Genomic DNA, 18,587 nt, shown 5'->3' on the forward strand with positions numbered 1-18,587 from the left:
CTGCCGTGTTCAGAGCGGGAAACAGACGCCTGTGGTGGCCGAGCAGCCGACGTCCAGGTCCAGCGCGTCCAGCACGCCGCTGTCCCACGGGTTGATCAGCGGCCCCTTGAACTCGCACTTCGACTTGTACATGTCGGGGTTGTTCGGTCCGCATTGCACGACCCGGCACTCGACCCCGAGCTCGAACGGTCCGAGGCTGCAGCCGAACTGGTAGTACCCCTCGTTGCCACGTTGTCCCTGTCCCGGGTCGATGCTGACGGAACCCCCGGGAGTGCCGAGGCCACCGCCGATGCACAGGGAACACCCGCCGGAGTCACAGGCGATCTCGGTCTCCAGGCACGCGCCGCCGAGGCAGAAGCCGCCCCCGACGGCGCCACCGCCGGTCGGGTCGTGCAGCGTGACCGGGTCGTTGCGGGCGTACCGGTAGAGGTTGGGCTCGCCGGAGTCGATCAGCAACGGGTCGGGAGACAGCCAACGTCCGGCTGCCGGGTCGTAGTCACGCAGCCCCATGCGCACCAGGCCGGTGTCGGGGTCCTCGAGGCCCCCACCGAACCCGACGGCCAGCGGGAAGCTGCCCGTGCTCGACCGGAGCTCGCCGAAGGGGCTGTAGTCGCGGGTCAGGACGACCGTCCCGGCTGCGTCGACGACGGCTCGGGGCGAACCGACGGCATCGGTCACGACGGTGTACCAGTCGCCGTCGTGCCGGACGGCGGCCAGGAACCGGGTGGCCTGCTGGTGGACGTACTCCGTCACCACGGGGGCGCCGCCGTCGGGCGTGGTGATGGTGCCCGTCACCAGCAGCGGGTCGTAGGGGTCGCCGTAGAGGTGGATGGTCCGGGTGCCCGCCGCGTCGACACGGGCGGTCATGCGCCCCATGGCGTCGTAGCCGTACTCGGCGATGGGGCCGCCGGCGTCGGACACCTCGACGAGCTCGCCGGTGGGGAGGTAGTCCAGCTCGACGTCGCCGATGGCGGTGACGAAGCCGTTGGCGTCGCTGGTGTAAGTGATCCCGTCGCGTTCGAGCAGGCGGTCGCGGTCGTCGTAGGTCGCGGTTGCGGTGAGCCCACCAGCCGTCGTGCTGGTGCGGTTGCCGTGGTCGTCCCAGGTCCATGACTCGATCGGGTTGTCGGCGCCGTCCGTCACGGCCACGAGCTGGCCGTCGAGGTCGCGGCTGAAGCGCTCGACGGTGGTCGTGCTGTCGATCGTGATCGACTGCTCGGTGATCCGTCCGGCGTTGTCGCGGGTGAAGGCGATGTCGACGACGTCACCGGCCGTGTCGTGCGTCATGCCGAACCCGAGGACCTGTGACAGGCCGTCGACGTCGAGCGTCACGCTGCTGGTCCCGTCGGTGATCGCGTTGGTCGGGTCGTTGGGAGTGGTCGACTGCCAGGTCCACGGCCCGACCTGCCGGACTGCCCCTTCCGCGGAGACGTCGAAGGTCAGCGCGTCCTCGCCGTCGAGCTGTCGGCTGGTGACGATCCCGTCGGTGCTGTCGTAGTCGTAGGTGTGGGCGACCGCATCCACCTGGGTGGTCAGGATCGACAGCGCGTCGGTGGTGAAGAACCGCGAGAGGGTGACGGGCAGACCCGCGGCGTCGACGTCGGGGGTCCACGACGCGGTGGCCCAGTCGGCCTCCAGGCCGGCCTCACCCGAGCCGGGTGCCTGGCCGGGGTGGTAGGTGAACGCCGTGGTCGCGCCGTCCACGGTGCGGCCGCGATGGTGCCCGTCGACGACCGTGATGGTGCTGGACGAGCCGTCGGGATAGTCCACGCCGGTCGGCTGTCGCCGGTCGTCGTACCGCCGGTCCGTGGCCACGGCAGCGGTGGGCGCGGTGTGGCTGTCGAGAAGGCCGAAGGGGGTCAGGGTCAGCTCGTGGGCGTCGGTGCCCGGCAGGCCCCACCCGTTCCTTTGGTCGCGGTCGTCCCAGCTGTAGGTGGTCGTGCGTCCCTCGGGTGAGGTCCACGAGACCAGCCGGTCGGCGTCGTCGAAGATCCACGAGACCGTCTCGCCCTCGCCGTTGGTGGTCGTCCGCAGGCGACCGGAGTCGTCGTAGGTGTGGACCTCCTCGTGGGCGCCGCGGGCCACGCGGACCAGCCGGCCCCGTGCGTCGTGGGCGTAGGTGGTCGGTGTGGCCCCGGCTGCCTCGATGTGGCTCGTGACCCGCCCGAGGACGTCGAAGGTCCGGGTCTCGACCCGTCCGTCGTCGTGCGTCAGGGTCTCGGTCATCGTCGTCGCGTCGAACGTCCGCGTGGTGGTCGTCCCGTCGGGGTTGGTCACCCGCGTGGTCATGGTCTCCAGGCTGAGCGGGTCGAGCGGGTCGGCCAGCGTCGCCTCCCATTCGGTCTCGCTGGAGGAGAACGTGAACCCTCCCGAGGCGGAGTTGGACGTCCGCCGCTCCGTTTCGACGAGGACGAGACCGCCGAGCTGCGGATGCGGGCCGTAGCTGACGGAACGAGACAGCCCGGACGGCACCGAGGTCTCGACGGTGGATCCGTCGGCGCTGGTCTCGACTTCGGTGACGGCGCCCGTCGGATCGGTGATGGTGTGGACGATCCGCGAGCCTCGGGTGACGGTTCGGTAGGTGGTGGCATCGCCACCGCCGTCGACGCCGACGGTCATGGTGACCTCGTGGCCGGACTCGTCGTCCTCGCGGACTGTGGTCTCGGTGAGGGTGGTCACCTGTCCGTCGGCGGCGACGGCACCGGTGAGGCGTCCGAGGGTGTCGTAGGTGTAGGTCGAGGTCCCGCCCGCGGCATCGACCTGCTCGACCAGCAGGCCGTCGTCGTAGCCGAACGTCCTGGTCCGGCTGGCGGGGTCGGTGATGCCGGTGATCATGCCGTCGGTGACGGCCAGGGTGGTCAGCCGTCCGTAGGCGTCGACGATGCCGGTCGGGACGCCGTCGGTGTCGCGCTGGATCGTGACGGTGTTGCCGTGGGCGTCGGTGCGGCTGGTCAACCAGCCGTCGGCGTCGTAACCGAACGTGGTCAGCACCACGCCGGTCCGGGGGTCGACGGTGGTCAGGTGCCGGCCGTCCTCGGCGAAGCCGAAGATGCGGTCGCCCGTGTCGTCGGGAACGGCCCAGGCGACCGGCTCACCGTTGACCTCGTCGCCGATCAGCGGTCCCTCGGAGCCCGGCAGCGTCGTCAGCGACTGCAGGCCACCGCCGAGCACGAAGACCTCGTTGACGTGGTTGTCGGGGGTGTCGCCGAAGAACGGCGGGCCGGGGACGACAATGGGCGTGCCGTCGGGGGCGATGTCGACGGCGTGGATCTGTGCGAGCGCCCCGGAGGGTCCGCTGCGGCCCTCGAAGCCCTGTGTCTCGAAGCTGCCGGCCACGCCGAAGTAGTCGTTGTCGTCGAACGCGTCCAGCGCCACGAAGTTGGCGACATACCGCCGCCCACCCGGACCCAGCGCGACGTCGTGGTCGGCCTCGACCTCGGTGTACTGGCTGGCGGCGTACTGGCGGGCCAGGCCGTCGGAGGTGATCTCGACGTACCCGCCGGGCTGCCCGTAGGCCGCTGCAGGCTGGCCGATCGCGACGGTGGCGCCGTCGTCGCTGACGTCGACGGAGTTCGGGGCAACCAGCTCGATGTCGCCGCGGTAGCAGTAGGCCTCGCCGGTGTCCTGCTCACCGTTGTCGTTGTCGTCGACGAACCCGCCCTCGCAGGTGAAGTCGCGGATCGACCGCGTGCCACCGCCGGCGTAGGTCACGATCGTGCCGTCGGCGGCGATCCGGCGGATCCGGTCGTTGTCGGTGTCGGCGACGAACACCGCGCCGTCGCTGGTGACCGCCAGGTCGGTGGGGCTGTCGAGCTGGGCAGCGGTGGCCGGTCCGTCGTCACCGGAGTACCCCGACGTGCCGGTCCCGGCGACGGTGGCGATCGTGCCGTCGGTGGCGACCCGCCTGATGACGTGGTTGCCGGTGTCGGCGATCCAGAGGCTGCCGTCGGGGTGCACGGCCATGCCGCCTGGGTTGTCGAGCTGGGCGGCGGTGGCCGGTCCGCCGTCGCCGGTGTAGCCCGCGGTGCCGGTCCCGGCGATGGTGGTGACGATGTAGTCGGTGTCGATGGTGCGGACCCGGTTGCGGTAGCCCTCTGCGACGTGGATGGCACCGGAGGGCGCCACGACGACGTCGTTGGCCTCGACGTCGACCTGCGAAGCGGGGATGCCCTCGCTGGTGGAGTCGTCGCCACCGGTCAGCAACGTGGCGGTCGGGAACTCGGTCCCGTCGATCGCCCGGGTGCTACCGTCGCCGTAGTACAGCCGTGACCCGACCGGGGAGTAGTAGTGGTGATCGGGCAACGACCAGCCGGCGAGCTGATCGGCGGTGCCGTTGGTGAGGGTGCCCTGCCAGGTGCGGCGCTCGTTCACCCCGACACGCTGGTCGGGCAGGTCGATGACGTTGAACTGGCCGGTGTTCTGCTCCACGTCGAGCAGCGGCGGCAGCGGGAAGACCGCGTTGGTGTAGTCGATGTTGATGATGTAGGCGGTCCGCAGGCTGACGGGGACCTCGCCGATCACCTCGCGGCCGTACCGGTCCAGCCCGTCCCACGTGAACGTGGCGACGGTGTTCGGCGCCGGGTTCGGGAACTGCTGGAGGACGGTCTGGCCGGCCACCGTCCACTCGAGCTGGACCTCGATGATCGCCGGGTCGACGTCGTCGCTGGTGACCTCGTACTCGATCGAGCGGCCGTCGAGGAAGCCGTCCTGCCGGTCGCTGACGTAGCTGATCGCCAGCCCGCCGATGTCGCCGCCGAGGCCGTTCAACGCGACGGTCTCGCCGATCGTCCGCGCCTCGCAGCGGATGGTCGAGCCGTTCAGCTGCTCGCAGGGGTCATCGGGCTCCTCGTCCTCGGCCGGGTCGTCGCCGAACTCCACCAGGGGCTTGTCGGCGTAGTTCAGGTCGTAGCGCGAGAAGTGGTCGACCAGGACACGCATGACCGTGTCCCCGGGGGCGTAGGTGGCGGCCAGCGCGGCCAGCTCGGTGTCGGTGAACCCGTTGGCCACCGGGTCGTCGGCGTTGCCGTCCCCGTCGACATCGATGGTTGCCGTGCCGCCGTCGGTGGTCAGCACCTCGATGATCACGCCGCTGTCGATGCCGATCCAGGCGTGCAGCTGGTCGTCGTAGTAGCCGGCTGGGACGGGGAACCCGACCGGGAAGCCGAGGTAGTTGTCGACGTGGGTGGCGACGGGCCGGTCGAAGGTGACGCCCACGGCACCGGCAGCCACCGCCTCGTCCAGGCTGAACTCCGCGGCGTAGGTGTAGGCGCTGGTCGCCGGTAGCTCGGCCGGCATGGCCTGCGGCCCGTAGGGACCGACGGTGAACTCCGTCGCCCGGACGTCGAAGCCGTCGAGGACCTGGGTCGACCCGTCCGACAGCGTCATGGTGGCCACGAGGCCCGGCGGGAAGACGAGGTGGGTGGTGCGGGTGCCGTCGTCGTCAACCTGCGGCGTGGCGGTGTGGGCGCCACCGGCGTCGGGGTCGATGGTCGTGACGGCGGTGTCGAAGGCGATCATCACCACGTCCTCGAGGACGACCCAGTCCTGCCAGGGGACCTGCGCCGACCGTTCGACCCCGATCAGGCCGTCCTTGTCGAAGGTGACCACCAGCGTGCCGCCACCGGGCACGACCAGGTCGAACTGGCCGTCGGCACGGGTCAGGGTCTGGCCCAGCTCGGGTCGGTCGGCGACGGTCACCGTCACCCCCGGCAGCGGGCCGCCGTCCCGGTCGAGCACGCGACCGGCCACCACACCGACGTGGTCGTCGTCGATCGCCCCGGTGTCCAGCCCCGTCTGGACGGGATCGGGCCCCGCATACAGGAACTCGATGGTGTCGGCGAAGATCGTCCGCCCGTTCGCCGGGTTGGCCGGCGCGTCGATGACCGGCAACGGCGTCTCGGTCTCGGTGGGGTCCGGATCGGGCGTCTCGGTCTCGGTGGGATCGGGATCGGGCGTCTCGGTTTCGGTGGGATCGGGATCGGGCGTCTCCGTCTCGGTTGGGGTCGGAGAGCCGGAGTCCGTCGGTGTCGGCACGGGCAGGGGGCCGCCGGGGGACACGGGGACGATGGGATCGCCCCCATCGGTGGGCGTGGGGGTGGGCTCCGTGGTCGGGTCGGGCTGGACGTCGGTCGCCAAGGCCGTCTGGATCGCGTCGAACGTGGTCTCGCTGACCGCGGCGGTGCCACCGATCACCCACGCCTCGTCGAACTCGCCTGCCCGCTCCTGCAACCACTGCCGAACGGACTCGTCCAGGGTCTCGGTCGGGACCAGGACCAGGACCGCCGGCAGGTACGGCAGGAGTGCTCCGGAGGCCAGGGCATCGGGGTAGGCCTCGGCGGTCGTGAACACCACGGTCCGCGGGACATCGGTGGACTGGCGAGTTCCCGACGTGTCGAGGGCCTCGTCGGCCGCGGCCAGCGCGGTGGTGTAGCGCGAGTCGCCCGCCACCCGCGTGACGGTGGCGCCGGTCGACGCGAGCTCGGCCTCGACGACCGGACCAACGGCGAGCTCGCCGCCCACGATGACGATCTCGGAGGGAGCGAGCGCGGTGATGGCATCCCGCGTCGCCTGGGGCAGCAGGTCCGGCGCGGTCAGCAGGACGGGAGTGCCGTCGAGGGCCAGGTTGGCCGCCGACAGCGCGTCGGGCCACGCCCGGTCGGGATCGGAGTGGGTGCCCGGCGCCACGATCACGCGTCCGCCGGTGGCCGCTCCACCGGCCTCCGCCACAGCGGCCGCCGTGGCGAACCGGTCAGCACCGCTGAGGCGTTCCACCACCAGGCCGGCGTCCGAGAGCTGGTCGGCGACCGCCTCGCCGACCGCCGCCTCGCCGCCGAGGATCGTGGCGGCGGTGGCCCCGAGCCTGGTGATCTCCTCCGCCACCACCGTCGGCAGGGCGTTGGGCGCCGTCAGCAACACCGGGGCGCCGAGGAGCCCGGCCAGGGGCGAGCCGGCCAAAGCGTCGGCGAACCCGTCCGCGCGCGCCAGCACCACGTGGTCAGCGGTCGGGAAGAACCGCTGTGACACCGCCACCGCCGTGCCGATTCGGTCCCCCGCCGCCACCCGCTGCAGGGTGACGGGCTCGTCGGGTTGTCCCAGCACCGGAGTGCCGAGCAGCCCGACGACGAGCAGGAGGACAACGCCGAGGACGGCGAACGGACGGTTGTGCATGGCTGGCTTCCCTCATTCGACGGGCACGCCCGGACGGGGCGTGGTGGCATGCCGCGGCCCACCCGGAGCGGGTGTCTGCGGCGACGGGGTGTGGACTAGGGGAGGAGGAGGTCGATCTGGTACCGCTCGCACACCTCGACCAAGCGCGCCACGTCGGGCGGTTCGGGCTCGGGGTGTTCGTCCGCAGCGATCGGGAAGCCGTAGTCGGCGACCATGTCCTCGAACTGCGCCGGCGTGGTGATCTGCAGGATGCGTCCGCCCTCGGGACCCATCTCGAAACGGTGGGGCAGCCCCTTGGGCAGCCAGCAGAATCCACCGGCCTCGTAGGTCACCTCTTCGTTGTCGCACCAGAAGGAGGCCGACCCCTCCAGGACGTAGAACATCTCGTCCTCGATCCGGTGGATGTGTGGCGGTGGGCCGAAGCCCGGGGGCGCCTCGAACTCGATGATCGACATCGCGCCGTCGGTGGCCTTCCGCCCGGCGAGGACCCGGTTGCGGCCGGCCAGGAACTGATACCAGTCGCCCTCACCGGGGCCGTGCAGGGTTGGGGTTTGCATGCTCATCAGGCGTCCTCCATAAGCAGTGGCGAGGGCCCGCCCCTCGCGTCCTCCTCGACGATGCGTGCGATGTGCGCACGCGGCGATCCCCAATGTTGGGTAGCGGTCCGGCGCACGCGTAGTCAGAAGAGGACAGGTACCGCCAGCAGGCCCTGCCCCGGCACTCGCCCGCTCACCGTCCGGGCCCAGGCGATGGCGTCCACCTCGATGCCCGGTCCGTCGGCGCCCTGCACGAACGTGCCGCCGCCGGGGCCCGTCAGCTCCATGCGAACCGGCTGCCCGTGCTGCTGGAGCCACTCGGCCACCGCGTCGTGGACGACGATGCGGTCGAGGTCGCCGGACCGGTCTGCGGCAACCCCGGTCGCCTGCTCGATGTCAACGGTGTGCAGCCAGACGTCACGGGTGTAGATCACGTCCATCAGGTGTCCCAGCCGGACGCTGCCGGGGAGTCCGTCCATCGACGACCCGCCGGTGTCCAGCGGCACCGGCACCCGACGGAGCAGGCCGCCCGTGCGGACACGCCCCCGGATCGCGCGGGGTGCCACCTCGCGCAGTGCGGTGATGCGTTCGGCGGCCGAGAGGTGCGCGTGGTCCCTCACCTGGAGGTCGTTGAGGGCGTCCAGCGAGTTGCCGTCGAAGGCCTTGGCACGACGCTTGCCGTGTATGCCCTGGCGCAACATCTCTCGTCGGGAGGCGTTGCCCTTCGCCGCCCCGATCAGGTGGCCGACCATGTCCGCGACATCCCAGCCATCGCAGTCGGTCGGGGTGGACCAGCTGTCGGCGTCGAGCCGTTCGAGCAGGTCCAGCAGCTGGGAATAGGCACGTGCGGCCACCTCCTCCGCGTCGTCGCGTGTGATCCTCGGGATGTCCTGGGTCGGGAGTGCGGTCACTGGTCCTGTCCTTCCTGGAGGTGGTGCACGAACATCGCGATGGCGGCCGGGACCAGCCGGCGGTACCGGTCACCGCCGGGATCGTTGGCGGCCTGCTGCGCGGCGAGCCCGGCCCCGATCGCCGCGAACAGGTCGACGTCGGCGGGGTCGACGACGCCGACCGCAGCGAGGTCCGCCACGAACGTGGCGTAGTAGGACTGCGAGACGGCATAGGCGGACTCACCGGGTTCCCATCCCGGTACCGCCCGTGTGAACATCAGCTGGTAGCGCGGCAGGCTCGCCGCACAGAAGTCGAGGAAGGCTTCCGTCCCCGCGATCAGCGCGGCCGTGGGGTCCTTCCTGGGGGCGGTTCGCCCCTCCATGTGGCGGTGCAGCGCCGTCCAGCCCTCGGCGAACATGGCGTCGTGGATGGCGTCCTTGCCATCGAAGTACTCATACAGCGACGGGGCGCGCATGCCCACCGCAGCGGCCAGGTCCCGCAGGGACAACGAGGCGATCCCGTCCCGTTCGGCCAGGGCCCAGGCCGCAGTGATGATCTCCTCGGTCCGGCGGAGTCGCCGTCGGGCGACTGCGCTGCGTCCGGCGGTCGTCATTCGGCTCTCCTAACATCGTTCGGTTTTCCGAACAGCATTAGGCAAGAGCCGTCTCGCGTCAGGGCTACCCAACATTGGGTACCGTGCCGCCCTGTTCCGCGGAGCGCCCACGGGTTACGGTGCGTGTCGTGAACACCATCCGTGAAGCTGAGGGGCTTTCGCGCAGGTTGCGGGACCTGGACGCGGAGATGCCGGTCGTGTCGATCCTGCAGCAGTCCGCCAACATCATCGGTACGGTCGTGCCGTTCGACGCCTGTGCGGTGACCAGCACCGACCCGAGCTCGCTGCTGCCAGCCGGCGCGGCCTACATCAGGATGTTCCCCGCCGAATCGTGCGGTCCGTACTGGGACAAGGAGTACCTCGAGCCGGATGTCATGAGCATCGCGGGGCTGCACGAGGGCGGCGGCGCCCCGCAGACGTTGCACCGGGTCACCGCCGGTCGCCCCGACCGCAGCTCGCGTCACCGCGAGATCCTCAGCGGCCTCGGCCTGGACGCCCAGCTCCGTTCGACCATCTCCACGACCGCCGGTTGCTACGGCCTGGTCGACCTCGTCAGGGGCGAGGGCGAACCGGACTTCACCGACGACGAGCTGGTGGTCGTCGACCTGGTCCGGCCAGCCATGGCGGACCTGCTCCGGACCGCGCTGGCACGCCCCCAGGTCGGGGTCGACGGCCTGCCGACGTCCTCGGCGGTGGTCATCATCGGCGAGGGCGGGGACATCCTCTCCATGACCCCCCAGGCCAAGGAGCTGATCAGCCTGATCCCCGAGGCGGTGAACACCTCGGACTCATCGGCCTTCCTGAACGCCATCGTGCACGCCATCTGGGCCCGCGCGCGCTTCCTTGCCGGTGGCTTCGATGCCCCGGAGGCCAGCACCAGGGTCGCCCTCCTCGACGGCCAGCGGGTGACCCTCCGGGGCACGTGCACCCGCACGCCCGACGGCCGCATGGGACACACGGTCCTGACGATCGAGCCGACCAGGACCTCCGAGCTCGGACCGCTCGTCGTCGCCGCCCACGAGCTGACCACGCGCGAGGAGGAGATCGTGTCCCTCCTCCTGCGTGGTGACAGCGCACAGCAGATCAGCTCGGGCCTGGAGATCTCCATCCACACCGTGCGGACGCACATCCGGTCGATCCACGACAAGATGGGCATCAGCTCGCGAGCCGAGCTGACCCGGCTGTTCATCGACGAGGAGTTCTTGCCCAACGTCGACCTGATCGCCACCTCCGGGGCGCACTGACCCGTTGGCGAGGAGGAGGGGGAGGAGCGGCAGGTACGATGCGCCCGCTCGGGGTGCCCGTCGTGCGCCCACCCAAGACTCCCCAACAGAGGAAGTGAAGCCTCGTGCCCACCAGTCCTGTACGCGTCGCCGTCACCGGCGCCGCCGGCCAGATCGGCTACCAGCTCCTGTTCCGCATCGCCAGCGGCGGCATGCTCGGGCCGGACCAGCCGGTCATCCTGCAGATGCTGGAGATCCCCCCGGCCATGGACGCCCTCAAGGGCGTCGTCATGGAGCTCGACGACTGCGCCTTCCCGCTGCTTGCCGGCACCGTGCAGTCCGATGACCCCAACGTCGCCTTCAAGGATGCCGACTACGCCCTGCTCGTCGGGTCGCGTCCCCGCGGCCCGGGCATGGAGCGCTCGGACCTGCTGGAGGCCAACGGTGCCATCTTCACCGTCCAGGGCAAGGCCCTGAACGACCACGCCTCCCCCGACGTCAAGGTCCTCGTGGTCGGCAACCCGGCCAACACCAACTGCCTGATCGCGATGAACAACGCGCCGGACATCCCCGACGAGCAGTTCACCGCCATGACCCGCCTGGACCACAACCGGGCCATGTCGCAGCTCGCGGCGAAGACCGGCGCCTCCGTCAACGACATCAAGAAGATGACGATCTGGGGCAACCACTCCGCGACCCAGTACCCCGACCTGTTCCACTGCGAGGTCGACGGCAAGAACGCCGCCGCGCAGGTCGACGACCAGACGTGGCTCGAGGACGACTTCATCCCGACCGTGCAGAAGCGCGGGGCTGCCATCATCGCCGCCCGCGGGGCTTCCTCGGCAGCCTCCGCGGCAAGCGCGGCGCTGGACCACATGCGCGACTGGGCGCTGGGCACCCCCGACGGTGACTGGGTCTCCATGGCCGTGCCGTCCGACGGCAGCTACGGCGTCCCCGAGGGCCTGCTGTCCTCGTTCCCCTGCACCACCGCAGACGGGAAGTGGTCCATCGTGCAGGGCCTCGACATCGACGACTTCAGCCGCGGTCGCATCGACGCGACGGTCGCCGAGCTCGCCGAGGAGCGCGACACCGTCAAGGACCTGGGCCTGATCACGTAGGACCCGGCCCCTCGGCTCCGGCCGAGCTCGGAACCACGACGGCCGGCTGGTGCATCGCACCGGCCGGCCGTCGTCGTGTCATGCGTGATCAGTGTCAGGCCTCCACGGCATCCCGTGGGGGCGAGGCATCACGGTGCCGCGGGTCGGGCACCAGCGCGTGCCGCCGGACGTGGTCGTGGACCAGGTGGATGGTGTCCGCAGGCCGCTCCAGCGGCAGCTGGTGTCCGCTGCCGGGGACGACCTGCAGCCGGGCGTCCGGCAGGAGCTCCACCAACCGCTGGGCGTGGGAGGGCGGCGTCAGGCGGTCGTTGGTCGCCGTCAGGACCAGGGTGGGGACGTGAAGGCGGGACGCGCCCTCGCGGAGGTCCAGCACATCGATCTGGTGGGCGAACCCGACCCTGACGGACGGCGGGCACGCGAGGAAGAGGCGATGCGTCAGCTCGACCGCGGAGTCCGGTGCGTCGGGGCTGAGGGCCAGCGTTCGGACCAGCCGGCGGTTGATCGGCGTGGAGGGCACCGGGGTCGGCACCTTCGCTGCCTGCCGCAGTAGCTGGTGGACCACCCGGTTGGTGGTGCCGGTCAGGGCGGCGACGGCGTCGGAGACCAGCTCGTGCACGGCGGTGTTGGCCAGCACGGTGGCGCGGACGTCGTGGCGGGACGGCTGTGTTCGGCCGGCCCACGCCATGACCGTCATACCGCCCATGGAGTGCCCGACGAGCACCACCGGGGTTCGCGTGGGCACCGTGGCATCGAGCACCGCAGCGAGGTCGTTGCCGAGGTGCTGCAGGTCGAACCCGTCACGTCCCGGTCGTCCCGAGCGGCCGTGCCCCCGCTGGTCGTAGGTGACGGTCAGCAGGCCGCGCCGTGCCAGGGCCTCGGCATGCCCGGTCCAGAACTCCCCGGACATGGTCCAGCCGTGGACGAACACCACGGCAGCTGGAGCGGACCGGTCACCGTGCACGGTCGTGTGCAGGCGAAGGCCATCGGTCGTGGCCACCCCCTGCGGGACGGTCTCGGTGCTGGGGCGACGACGACGGAGGCGGGCCATGCCGGCCGCGGCCGAGCCGATGGCCACGCCGGCGGCGGTTGCGGCAAGGCCGATACCGGGAAGGCTGCGTCCATCGCTGGTGGGGCGGGTGGTCGGTGATCCGGTGGGGGCTCCGGACGCCACGGCGGGTGCGTCACTCATATGCGCCACCGTATGATGGCACGCTAACTGTTGCAAGCATTGGGCCTCTTCGTGCTGGTCTGCCCCGCCCCGTCGGTCATCCTGTCAGACGTCGACGGTGCCCGACGACAGCCCGTGAAAAACATGGCACGCAGCGCTCGTGTCCAGCAACGGCCGACGGCCGGCCCGGGATGGGCCGACCGTCGGGATGTACGTGGTCGTCGCTCGGGCGGTTCGTGCTGCGAACCGCCCGGTGCTCAGTAGCGGTAGTGGTCGGGCTTGTAGGGTCCCTCGACGTCCACGCCGATGTACTCGGCCTGGGACTTGGTCAGCTCGGTGAGCTTCACACCCAGGGCGTCGAGGTGCAGGCGTGCGACCTTCTCGTCCAGGTGCTTGGGGATCGTGTAGACGCCGACGGGGTACTCCTCGGTCTTCGTCCACAGCTCGATCTGGGCGATCGTCTGGTTGGTGAAGCTGTTGGACATCACGAACGACGGGTGGCCGGTGGCGTTGCCCAGGTTCAGCAGGCGACCCTCGGACAACACGATGATGTTGGAGCCATCGGGGAAGGTCCACTCGTGGACCTGCGGCTTGATCTCGGTCTTGGTCACGCCGGGGATGCGGGCCAGGCCGGCCATGTCGATCTCGTTGTCGAAGTGCCCGACGTTGCCGACGATGGCCTGCGGCTTCATCCGCTGCATCTGCTCGGCGGAGATGATGTCCTTGTTGCCGGTGGAGGTGATGAAGATGTCAGCGGTCTCCAGGACGTCCTCGAGGGTCGTCACCTGGTAGCCGTCCATCGCCGCCTGCAGGGCACAGATCGGGTCGATCTCGGTGATGATGACCCGAGCGCCCTGGCCGCGCAGTGACTCAGCGGAGCCCTTGCCCACGTCGCCGTAGCCGCACACGACGGCAGTCTTGCCGCCGATGAGGGTGTCGGTGGCGCGGTTGATGCCGTCGATCAGCGAGTGGCGGGTGCCGTACTTGTTGTCGAACTTCGACTTGGTCACCGCGTCGTTGACGTTGATGGCCGGGAACAGCAGGCTGCCGTCGCGCTCGAACTCGTACAGGCGCATGACGCCCGTCGTGGTCTCCTCGGTCACGCCCTTGATCTGCTTGCCCATCTCGGTGAACCGGGTGGGGTTCTCGGCCAGCGAGCGGTTCAGCAGGTCGAGGATGACGCGGTACTCGTCGCTGGCCTCCTCGTCGGCCGGCGGGACGACGCCGTTGGCCTCGAACTCGGTGCCCTTGTGGATCAGGAGCGTGGCGTCACCGCCGTCGTCCAGGATCATGTTCGGGCCGTCCGGGAAGTCCAGCATCTGCTCGGTGCACCACCAGTACTCCTCCAGCGTCTCGCCCTTCCAGGCGAACACCGGAACACCCTGGGGGTTCTCGGGGGTACCGTCCCGACCGACGACGATCGCCGCAGCGGCGCCGTCCTCGGTGGAGAAGATGTTGCACGAGCACCAGCGCACGTCGGCGCCGAGGTCGACCAGGGTCTCGATGAGGACCGCGGTCTGGGTGGTCATGTGCAGGGATCCGCCGATCCGCGCGCCGGCCAGCGGCTGGCTGTCGCGGTACTCCTCGCGGAGGGCCATCAGGCCGGGCATCTCGTGCTCGGCCAGGCGGATCTGGTGGCGTCCGGCCTCGGCCAGCGCCAGGTCCTTCACCTTGAAGGACAAGTTCTCGATCGTGTCAACGTTCACTGTGGGTTTCCTCCATCGTCTCGACAACCGCCACGTCGTCGTGGCGGCGAGGGGGTGATGGGTGCAAGGGCAGCGGACACGTCGGGTGGGATGCCCGGCAACACGTGCCTCCTCGCGAACCGTTGTGCACGTCCGGCGTGGCCCTTCTGGGCCTCGCACTGCAACGCCGATCGCAGGTCACCAAGCATAAACCCGTGGTCCGGGGGATGCAGTCGGCCGAACGGCGGATGCCGACCGACGCCACTGGGGCCCGACCAGCGGTCGGGCCCCCGGGGTGTGATCGCTCAGGAGGGCGTGTCGGTCCGCGCCGCGCCCTCGATCCGGTCGTAGACGGCTGGCCAGAAGCGGTCGCGTGCCGCCCAGATCCCACCGACGCCGAACTTGATGACGATGATCAGGCCGAGGGAACCGACGATGGTGGTGAAGAGCGTGGAGACCACGTCCTGGGCCACGTCGATCTGGTCGAGCGCCGCGAAGATGCCCAGCATCCAGATGGCGACCGTCACGATGCTGCGGGCGATGCCGCCCCAGTCCATGTTGGCGTAGAAGGGCTGCAGCACCTGGTTGACCGCCCGCACCAGGAGACCGGTGATGATGATGATCACCATGGCCACGATGGCCTTCGGGACGAACGCCACGACGGAGTTGATCAGGTCCGAGATCGGGTTGGGGCCGAAGACGCTGATCGCCAGCTGCAGGCCGAGCAGCAGGACCGCGTAGTAGACGATCATGGCGACGAAGCCACCGGCGTCGTCGAAGCCGGCGCGGGCCAGGGGCTGGCCGATGCCCGCCCGGTCCATCGTGCGGTCGAAGTGAACCCGCTGGAGGAGGAAGGTGGTGGCCTTGCGGAACGCGCCCGCGACGAACCGGGCCACCAGGAGGATGAGGAGGAACGCCAGGAGCCTGGGCACGAAGGTCACCACGGCATCCACGGCGTTCTCCAGGGGAGTCTGCCAGTCGAAGCTCTGGGCCAGGACGAGAGGGGTCATTGCGGTGTCCGCCTTCCGGTACGAAGGACCGGCCGGCCCGGCTGAGGGAAACCGAACCGGCCGGACGAGGGACCGTGCCGGACTGGCCGGTGGTCGCTCGTACTTCTTCGACTCGAACTTCCCGGCAAAGTTTCGCCCCCTCGCCGGAGTTGTCGGGAGGGGGCGGAGGTCTCGGGCGGACGCGTCAGACGATGTAGCGGATGATCACCAGGTAGTGGCAGATCGAGGCAGCGATCACGAGCAGGTGGAAGACCTCGTGGAAGCCGAACCACTCGGGGAAGGGGTCGGGCTTCTTCGCGGCGTAGACCACGCCACCGATGGTGTAGAGCACGCCACCCAGGATGATGAGGGCGGTCCCAGCGAGCGGGAGCGCAGCCGCGATCTTCCACATCGGCACCACCATCAGCCAGCCGATGGCCAGGTACCCGGAGGTGCGGAGCCACCGCGGCGCGGTGATCGGTGAGATGGCGATGCCCGCCCCGGCCACGGCGATCACCCACGCGATCACCAGGCTCCACAGGCGCCACGATCCGGTCAGCGCATGGAAGGCGATCGGGGTGAACGTGCCCGCGATGAACAGCACGATCATCGCCGTGTCTGCGCGTCCCCACCACACCCGCACCCGTCCACGCCACCTGGGCACGTGATAGCTGCCCGACGTGGCGTAGAGGCCCACGAGCAGCGCCCCGAAGATGCCGGTGGTGATCCTGTTGGCGCCCGTGGCGTTCCACACGAGCACGACGGCCATGACGGCGGCGATCGGCGCCATGGCCAGGTGCGTGACCCCGCGGAGCCGTGGCTTGACGACCTCGACGGCGTGGGCGGCCCTCCGGCTGACTGCGTCCGGGGTGAGGCTCAAGAAGGGTCTCCTGGTCGATCGCGGTGCGCCCGGTCCGAGGGGGGAACCGGGCCACAGGGTCAGATCGAGACGACCCCGTCACCGAATACGATATGCGCTCGGCCGCCGACCCGGGTCGGTCGATCGGAGGAACACCTGTTGAACGGCAACCGAAGAGGCCAGCGATGACGGCGATGCCCACCCAACGGGCGCGGATCGTCGTGCTCATCAGTGGTTCCGGCAGCAACCTGCAGGCGCTTGTCGACGCCGGAGAGCTCGGTGGTGACCTCGTGCTGGTCGTCAGCGACCGGCCCGGGGCGGGGGGACTGGCGCGCGCCGCACGGGCGGGCATCCCCACCGCAACCGTGGCCCTCGCCGATCATCCCGATCGGCAGGCGTGGGAGCAGGCGCTGATCGACGCCGTCGCGGCAGCCGAACCGGACCTGGTCGTGCTGGCCGGGTTCATGAAGATCCTGACCGGCGCGTTCGTGGACCGCTGGCCCACGGTCAACGTCCACCCGTCCCTCCTGCCGGCGTTCCCCGGCGCGCGTGCGCCCGAGGAGGCCATCGCCTGGGGTGTCAAGGTCAGCGGCGTGACGGTGCACTACGTCGACGAGAAGGTCGACCACGGTCCGATCATCGCCCAGGAAGCCGTCCCGCTGGAGGACGGCGACACCTCCGATACCCTCCATGCCCGAATGCAGGCGGTCGAGCACCGGCTGCTTCCCGAGGCCGTGGCGCTGATCTGCGCCGGCCGGGTCACCATCGACGGCCGTCACACGAGGATCCAATGACCGACGACACCACCACCCCTGTTCGCCGCGCGCTCGTCAGCGTCTACGACAAGGCAGGGTTGACCGAGCTCGCCGCGGGGTTGGCCGCTGCCGGCGTGGAGATCGTGTCCACCGGCTCGACCGCCGCCCGCATCCGTGATGCCGGCGTCGCCGTCACCGAGGTGCAGGAGGTCACCGGCTTCCCCGAGATGATGGACGGCCGCGTCAAGACCCTGCACCCGGCGGTGCACGCGGGGATCCTGGCGGACCGCGACAACGAAGCCCACCTGCAGGCGCTGGCCGACCACGCCATCACGGCGGTCGACCTGGTCGTGGTCAACCTCTACCCGTTCCGCGACACGATCGCCGACCCGGATGTCACCCGCGCAGCCGCGATCGAGATGATCGACATCGGCGGCCCGACGATGGTGCGGGCGGCGGCGAAGAACCACCGGCACGTCGGCGTGGTCACCTCGCCCGACGCCTACGTCGACGTCCTGTCGGAGATCACCGACGGGGGTGGCCTGTCACTGGCGACGCGCACCCGACTTGCCGCTCAGGCGTTCGCGCACACCGCGTCCTACGACGCCGACATCGCGGCGTGGTTCGCCAGCGGCGAGGCGTTCCCCGACCGCTTCGGTCCCGTCTACTCCCGCAAGCAGACCCTGCGGTACGGCGAGAACCCCCACCAGGCGGCGGCGTACTACGTCGAGCGCGGCGAGCCGTGGGGCCTCGGCAGCTCCCGCGTGCTGGGCGGCAAGGAGCTGTCCTACAACAACATCCTCGACACCGACGCGGCGTTCGGGATGGCGATGGACTTCGAGGATCCCTGCATCGCGATCATCAAGCACACCAACCCGGCCGGCCTGGCCGTGGCGGACTCGCTGGCCGAGGCCTACCCCCGAGCCTTCGAGGGTGACTCCGTCAGCGTCTTCGGCGGCATCGTCGCGGCGAACCGGACGATCGACGCGGCCACCGCCCGTCAGATCGTGGAGGTCTTCACCGAGGTCGTCGTGGCGCCGGGCTTCGACGACGACGCCCTGGAGATCCTGCGCACCAAGGCCAACCTCCGGATCCTCGCGATCGACCGTCCGACCCGCGGGACCGGTGACCGGATCATCCGCTCCGTGGCCGGGGGCCTGCTGGTGCAGGAACCGGATTCGGCCCCGGAGACGCCCGACACCTGGACCATCCCCACCCGGGCGAAGCCGGACGAGGCAACGCTTGCCGAACTGCAGTTCGCCTGGACCGTGTGCAAGCACGTGAAGTCCAACGGGATCGTCCTCACCGCTGACCGGGCCGTCGTGGGCGTGGGCGCCGGCCAGATGTCGCGAGTGGACTCGGTGAAGATCGCCGTGGAGAAGTCGAGTGGACGCCACACCGGCTCGGTCCTGGCCTCCGACGCCTTCTTCCCCTTCGCCGACGGCCCCGAGGCCGCCATCGCCGCTGGGGTCAGGGCGATCGTCCAGCCCGGCGGGTCCATGCGTGACGCCGAGGTGATCGCCGCCTGCGACGCCGCAGGCGTGCCCATGGTCTTCACCGGCCGTCGTCACTTCCGGCACTGA

General features: G+C 70.2%; 12 protein-coding genes. 4 read left to right on the top strand and 8 right to left on the bottom strand.

The window, feature by feature from the left end; all coding sequences use genetic code 11:
• Positions 1-9: 9 nt before the first annotated feature.
• The 4 genes from DVS28_RS29870 to DVS28_RS04075 all read right to left on the bottom strand — a co-directional run bounded on the left by DVS28_RS29870 (position 10) and on the right by DVS28_RS04075 (position 9,207).
• A complete protein-coding gene (locus DVS28_RS29870) occupies positions 10-7,167 on the bottom strand; it encodes a cell wall-binding repeat-containing protein (RefSeq protein WP_114590322.1) in 7,158 nt (2,385 codons plus the stop codon).
• Between the two features lie 95 nt (positions 7,168-7,262).
• Positions 7,263-7,730 carry a cupin domain-containing protein gene (locus DVS28_RS04065; RefSeq protein ID WP_114590323.1) on the bottom strand — a complete coding sequence of 156 codons (468 nt, stop codon included), beginning with the start codon at positions 7,728-7,730 and terminating at the stop codon, positions 7,263-7,265.
• Positions 7,731-7,846: 116 nt separating this feature from the next.
• On the bottom strand, positions 7,847-8,614 hold the full coding sequence (locus tag DVS28_RS04070; protein ID WP_114590324.1) for a maleylpyruvate isomerase family mycothiol-dependent enzyme: 768 nt from the start codon (positions 8,612-8,614) through the stop codon (positions 7,847-7,849).
• Positions 8,611-9,207, bottom strand: coding sequence for a TetR/AcrR family transcriptional regulator (locus DVS28_RS04075; RefSeq protein WP_114590325.1), 597 nt, complete (start codon positions 9,205-9,207; stop codon positions 8,611-8,613). Before DVS28_RS04075 ends, DVS28_RS04070 begins: the two co-directional genes overlap by 4 nt.
• 128 nt (positions 9,208-9,335) lie before the next feature.
• On the opposite strand from DVS28_RS04075, the gene DVS28_RS04080 reads away from it, so the two are divergent.
• Both DVS28_RS04080 and DVS28_RS04085 read left to right on the top strand, forming a co-directional pair.
• Positions 9,336-10,451, top strand: coding sequence for a helix-turn-helix transcriptional regulator (locus DVS28_RS04080; RefSeq protein ID WP_164709910.1), 1,116 nt, complete (start codon positions 9,336-9,338; stop codon positions 10,449-10,451).
• Positions 10,452-10,555: 104 nt separating this feature from the next.
• On the top strand, positions 10,556-11,548 hold the full coding sequence (locus DVS28_RS04085) for a malate dehydrogenase (protein WP_114590327.1): 993 nt from the start codon (positions 10,556-10,558) through the stop codon (positions 11,546-11,548).
• Between the two features lie 94 nt (positions 11,549-11,642).
• Here DVS28_RS04085 and DVS28_RS04090 read toward each other — a convergent pair whose 3' ends face one another.
• From DVS28_RS04090 to trhA, 4 genes are all read right to left on the bottom strand, one after another.
• Positions 11,643-12,737, bottom strand: coding sequence for an alpha/beta fold hydrolase (locus DVS28_RS04090; protein WP_114590328.1), 1,095 nt, complete (start codon positions 12,735-12,737; stop codon positions 11,643-11,645).
• A 236-nt stretch (positions 12,738-12,973) separates the two neighbouring features.
• The gene (gene ahcY / locus DVS28_RS04095; RefSeq protein ID WP_216826378.1) at positions 12,974-14,422 is read right to left on the bottom strand and encodes an adenosylhomocysteinase; all 1,449 of its coding nucleotides are present in this window, start codon (positions 14,420-14,422) and stop codon (positions 12,974-12,976) included.
• 284 nt (positions 14,423-14,706) lie between these two features.
• The gene (locus tag DVS28_RS04100) at positions 14,707-15,411 is read right to left on the bottom strand and encodes a mechanosensitive ion channel family protein (RefSeq protein WP_114590329.1); all 705 of its coding nucleotides are present in this window, start codon (positions 15,409-15,411) and stop codon (positions 14,707-14,709) included.
• 184 nt (positions 15,412-15,595) lie between these two features.
• On the bottom strand, positions 15,596-16,270 hold the full coding sequence (gene trhA, locus DVS28_RS04105; protein WP_114590330.1) for a PAQR family membrane homeostasis protein TrhA: 675 nt from the start codon (positions 16,268-16,270) through the stop codon (positions 15,596-15,598).
• Between the two features lie 164 nt (positions 16,271-16,434).
• Between trhA and purN the strand changes: the two genes are divergently transcribed.
• Both purN and purH read left to right on the top strand, forming a co-directional pair.
• Positions 16,435-17,043: a phosphoribosylglycinamide formyltransferase gene (gene purN, locus DVS28_RS04110; RefSeq protein ID WP_216826379.1), complete on the top strand. Its 609-nt coding sequence runs from the start codon at positions 16,435-16,437 to the stop codon at positions 17,041-17,043.
• Positions 17,040-18,587 (top strand): bifunctional phosphoribosylaminoimidazolecarboxamide formyltransferase/IMP cyclohydrolase, encoded by a 1,548-nt coding sequence (purH, locus tag DVS28_RS04115; protein ID WP_114590331.1) that lies wholly within the window; start codon positions 17,040-17,042, stop codon positions 18,585-18,587. The genes purN and purH overlap by 4 nt, the downstream gene beginning before the upstream one ends.

The sequence above is a fragment of the Euzebya pacifica genome (genome assembly GCF_003344865.1).
GTDB lineage: Bacteria > Actinomycetota > Nitriliruptoria > Euzebyales > Euzebyaceae > Euzebya > Euzebya pacifica.

Bases quoted from the DNA above. Each gene is read 5' to 3' on its own strand.
- DVS28_RS29870 (WP_114590322.1), bottom strand. From the start codon at position 7,167: ATGCACAACCGTCCGTTCGCCGTCCTCGGCGTTGTCCTCCTGCTCGTC.
- DVS28_RS04065 (WP_114590323.1), bottom strand. From the start codon at position 7,730: ATGAGCATGCAAACCCCAACCCTGCACGGCCCCGGTGAGGGCGACTGG.
- DVS28_RS04075 (WP_114590325.1), bottom strand. From the start codon at position 9,207: ATGACGACCGCCGGACGCAGCGCAGTCGCCCGACGGCGACTCCGCCGG.
- DVS28_RS04090 (WP_114590328.1), bottom strand. From the start codon at position 12,737: ATGAGTGACGCACCCGCCGTGGCGTCCGGAGCCCCCACCGGATCACCG.
- DVS28_RS04100 (WP_114590329.1), bottom strand. From the start codon at position 15,411: ATGACCCCTCTCGTCCTGGCCCAGAGCTTCGACTGGCAGACTCCCCTG.
- purN (WP_216826379.1), top strand. From the start codon at position 16,435: ATGACGGCGATGCCCACCCAACGGGCGCGGATCGTCGTGCTCATCAGT.
- purH (WP_114590331.1), top strand. From the start codon at position 17,040: ATGACCGACGACACCACCACCCCTGTTCGCCGCGCGCTCGTCAGCGTC.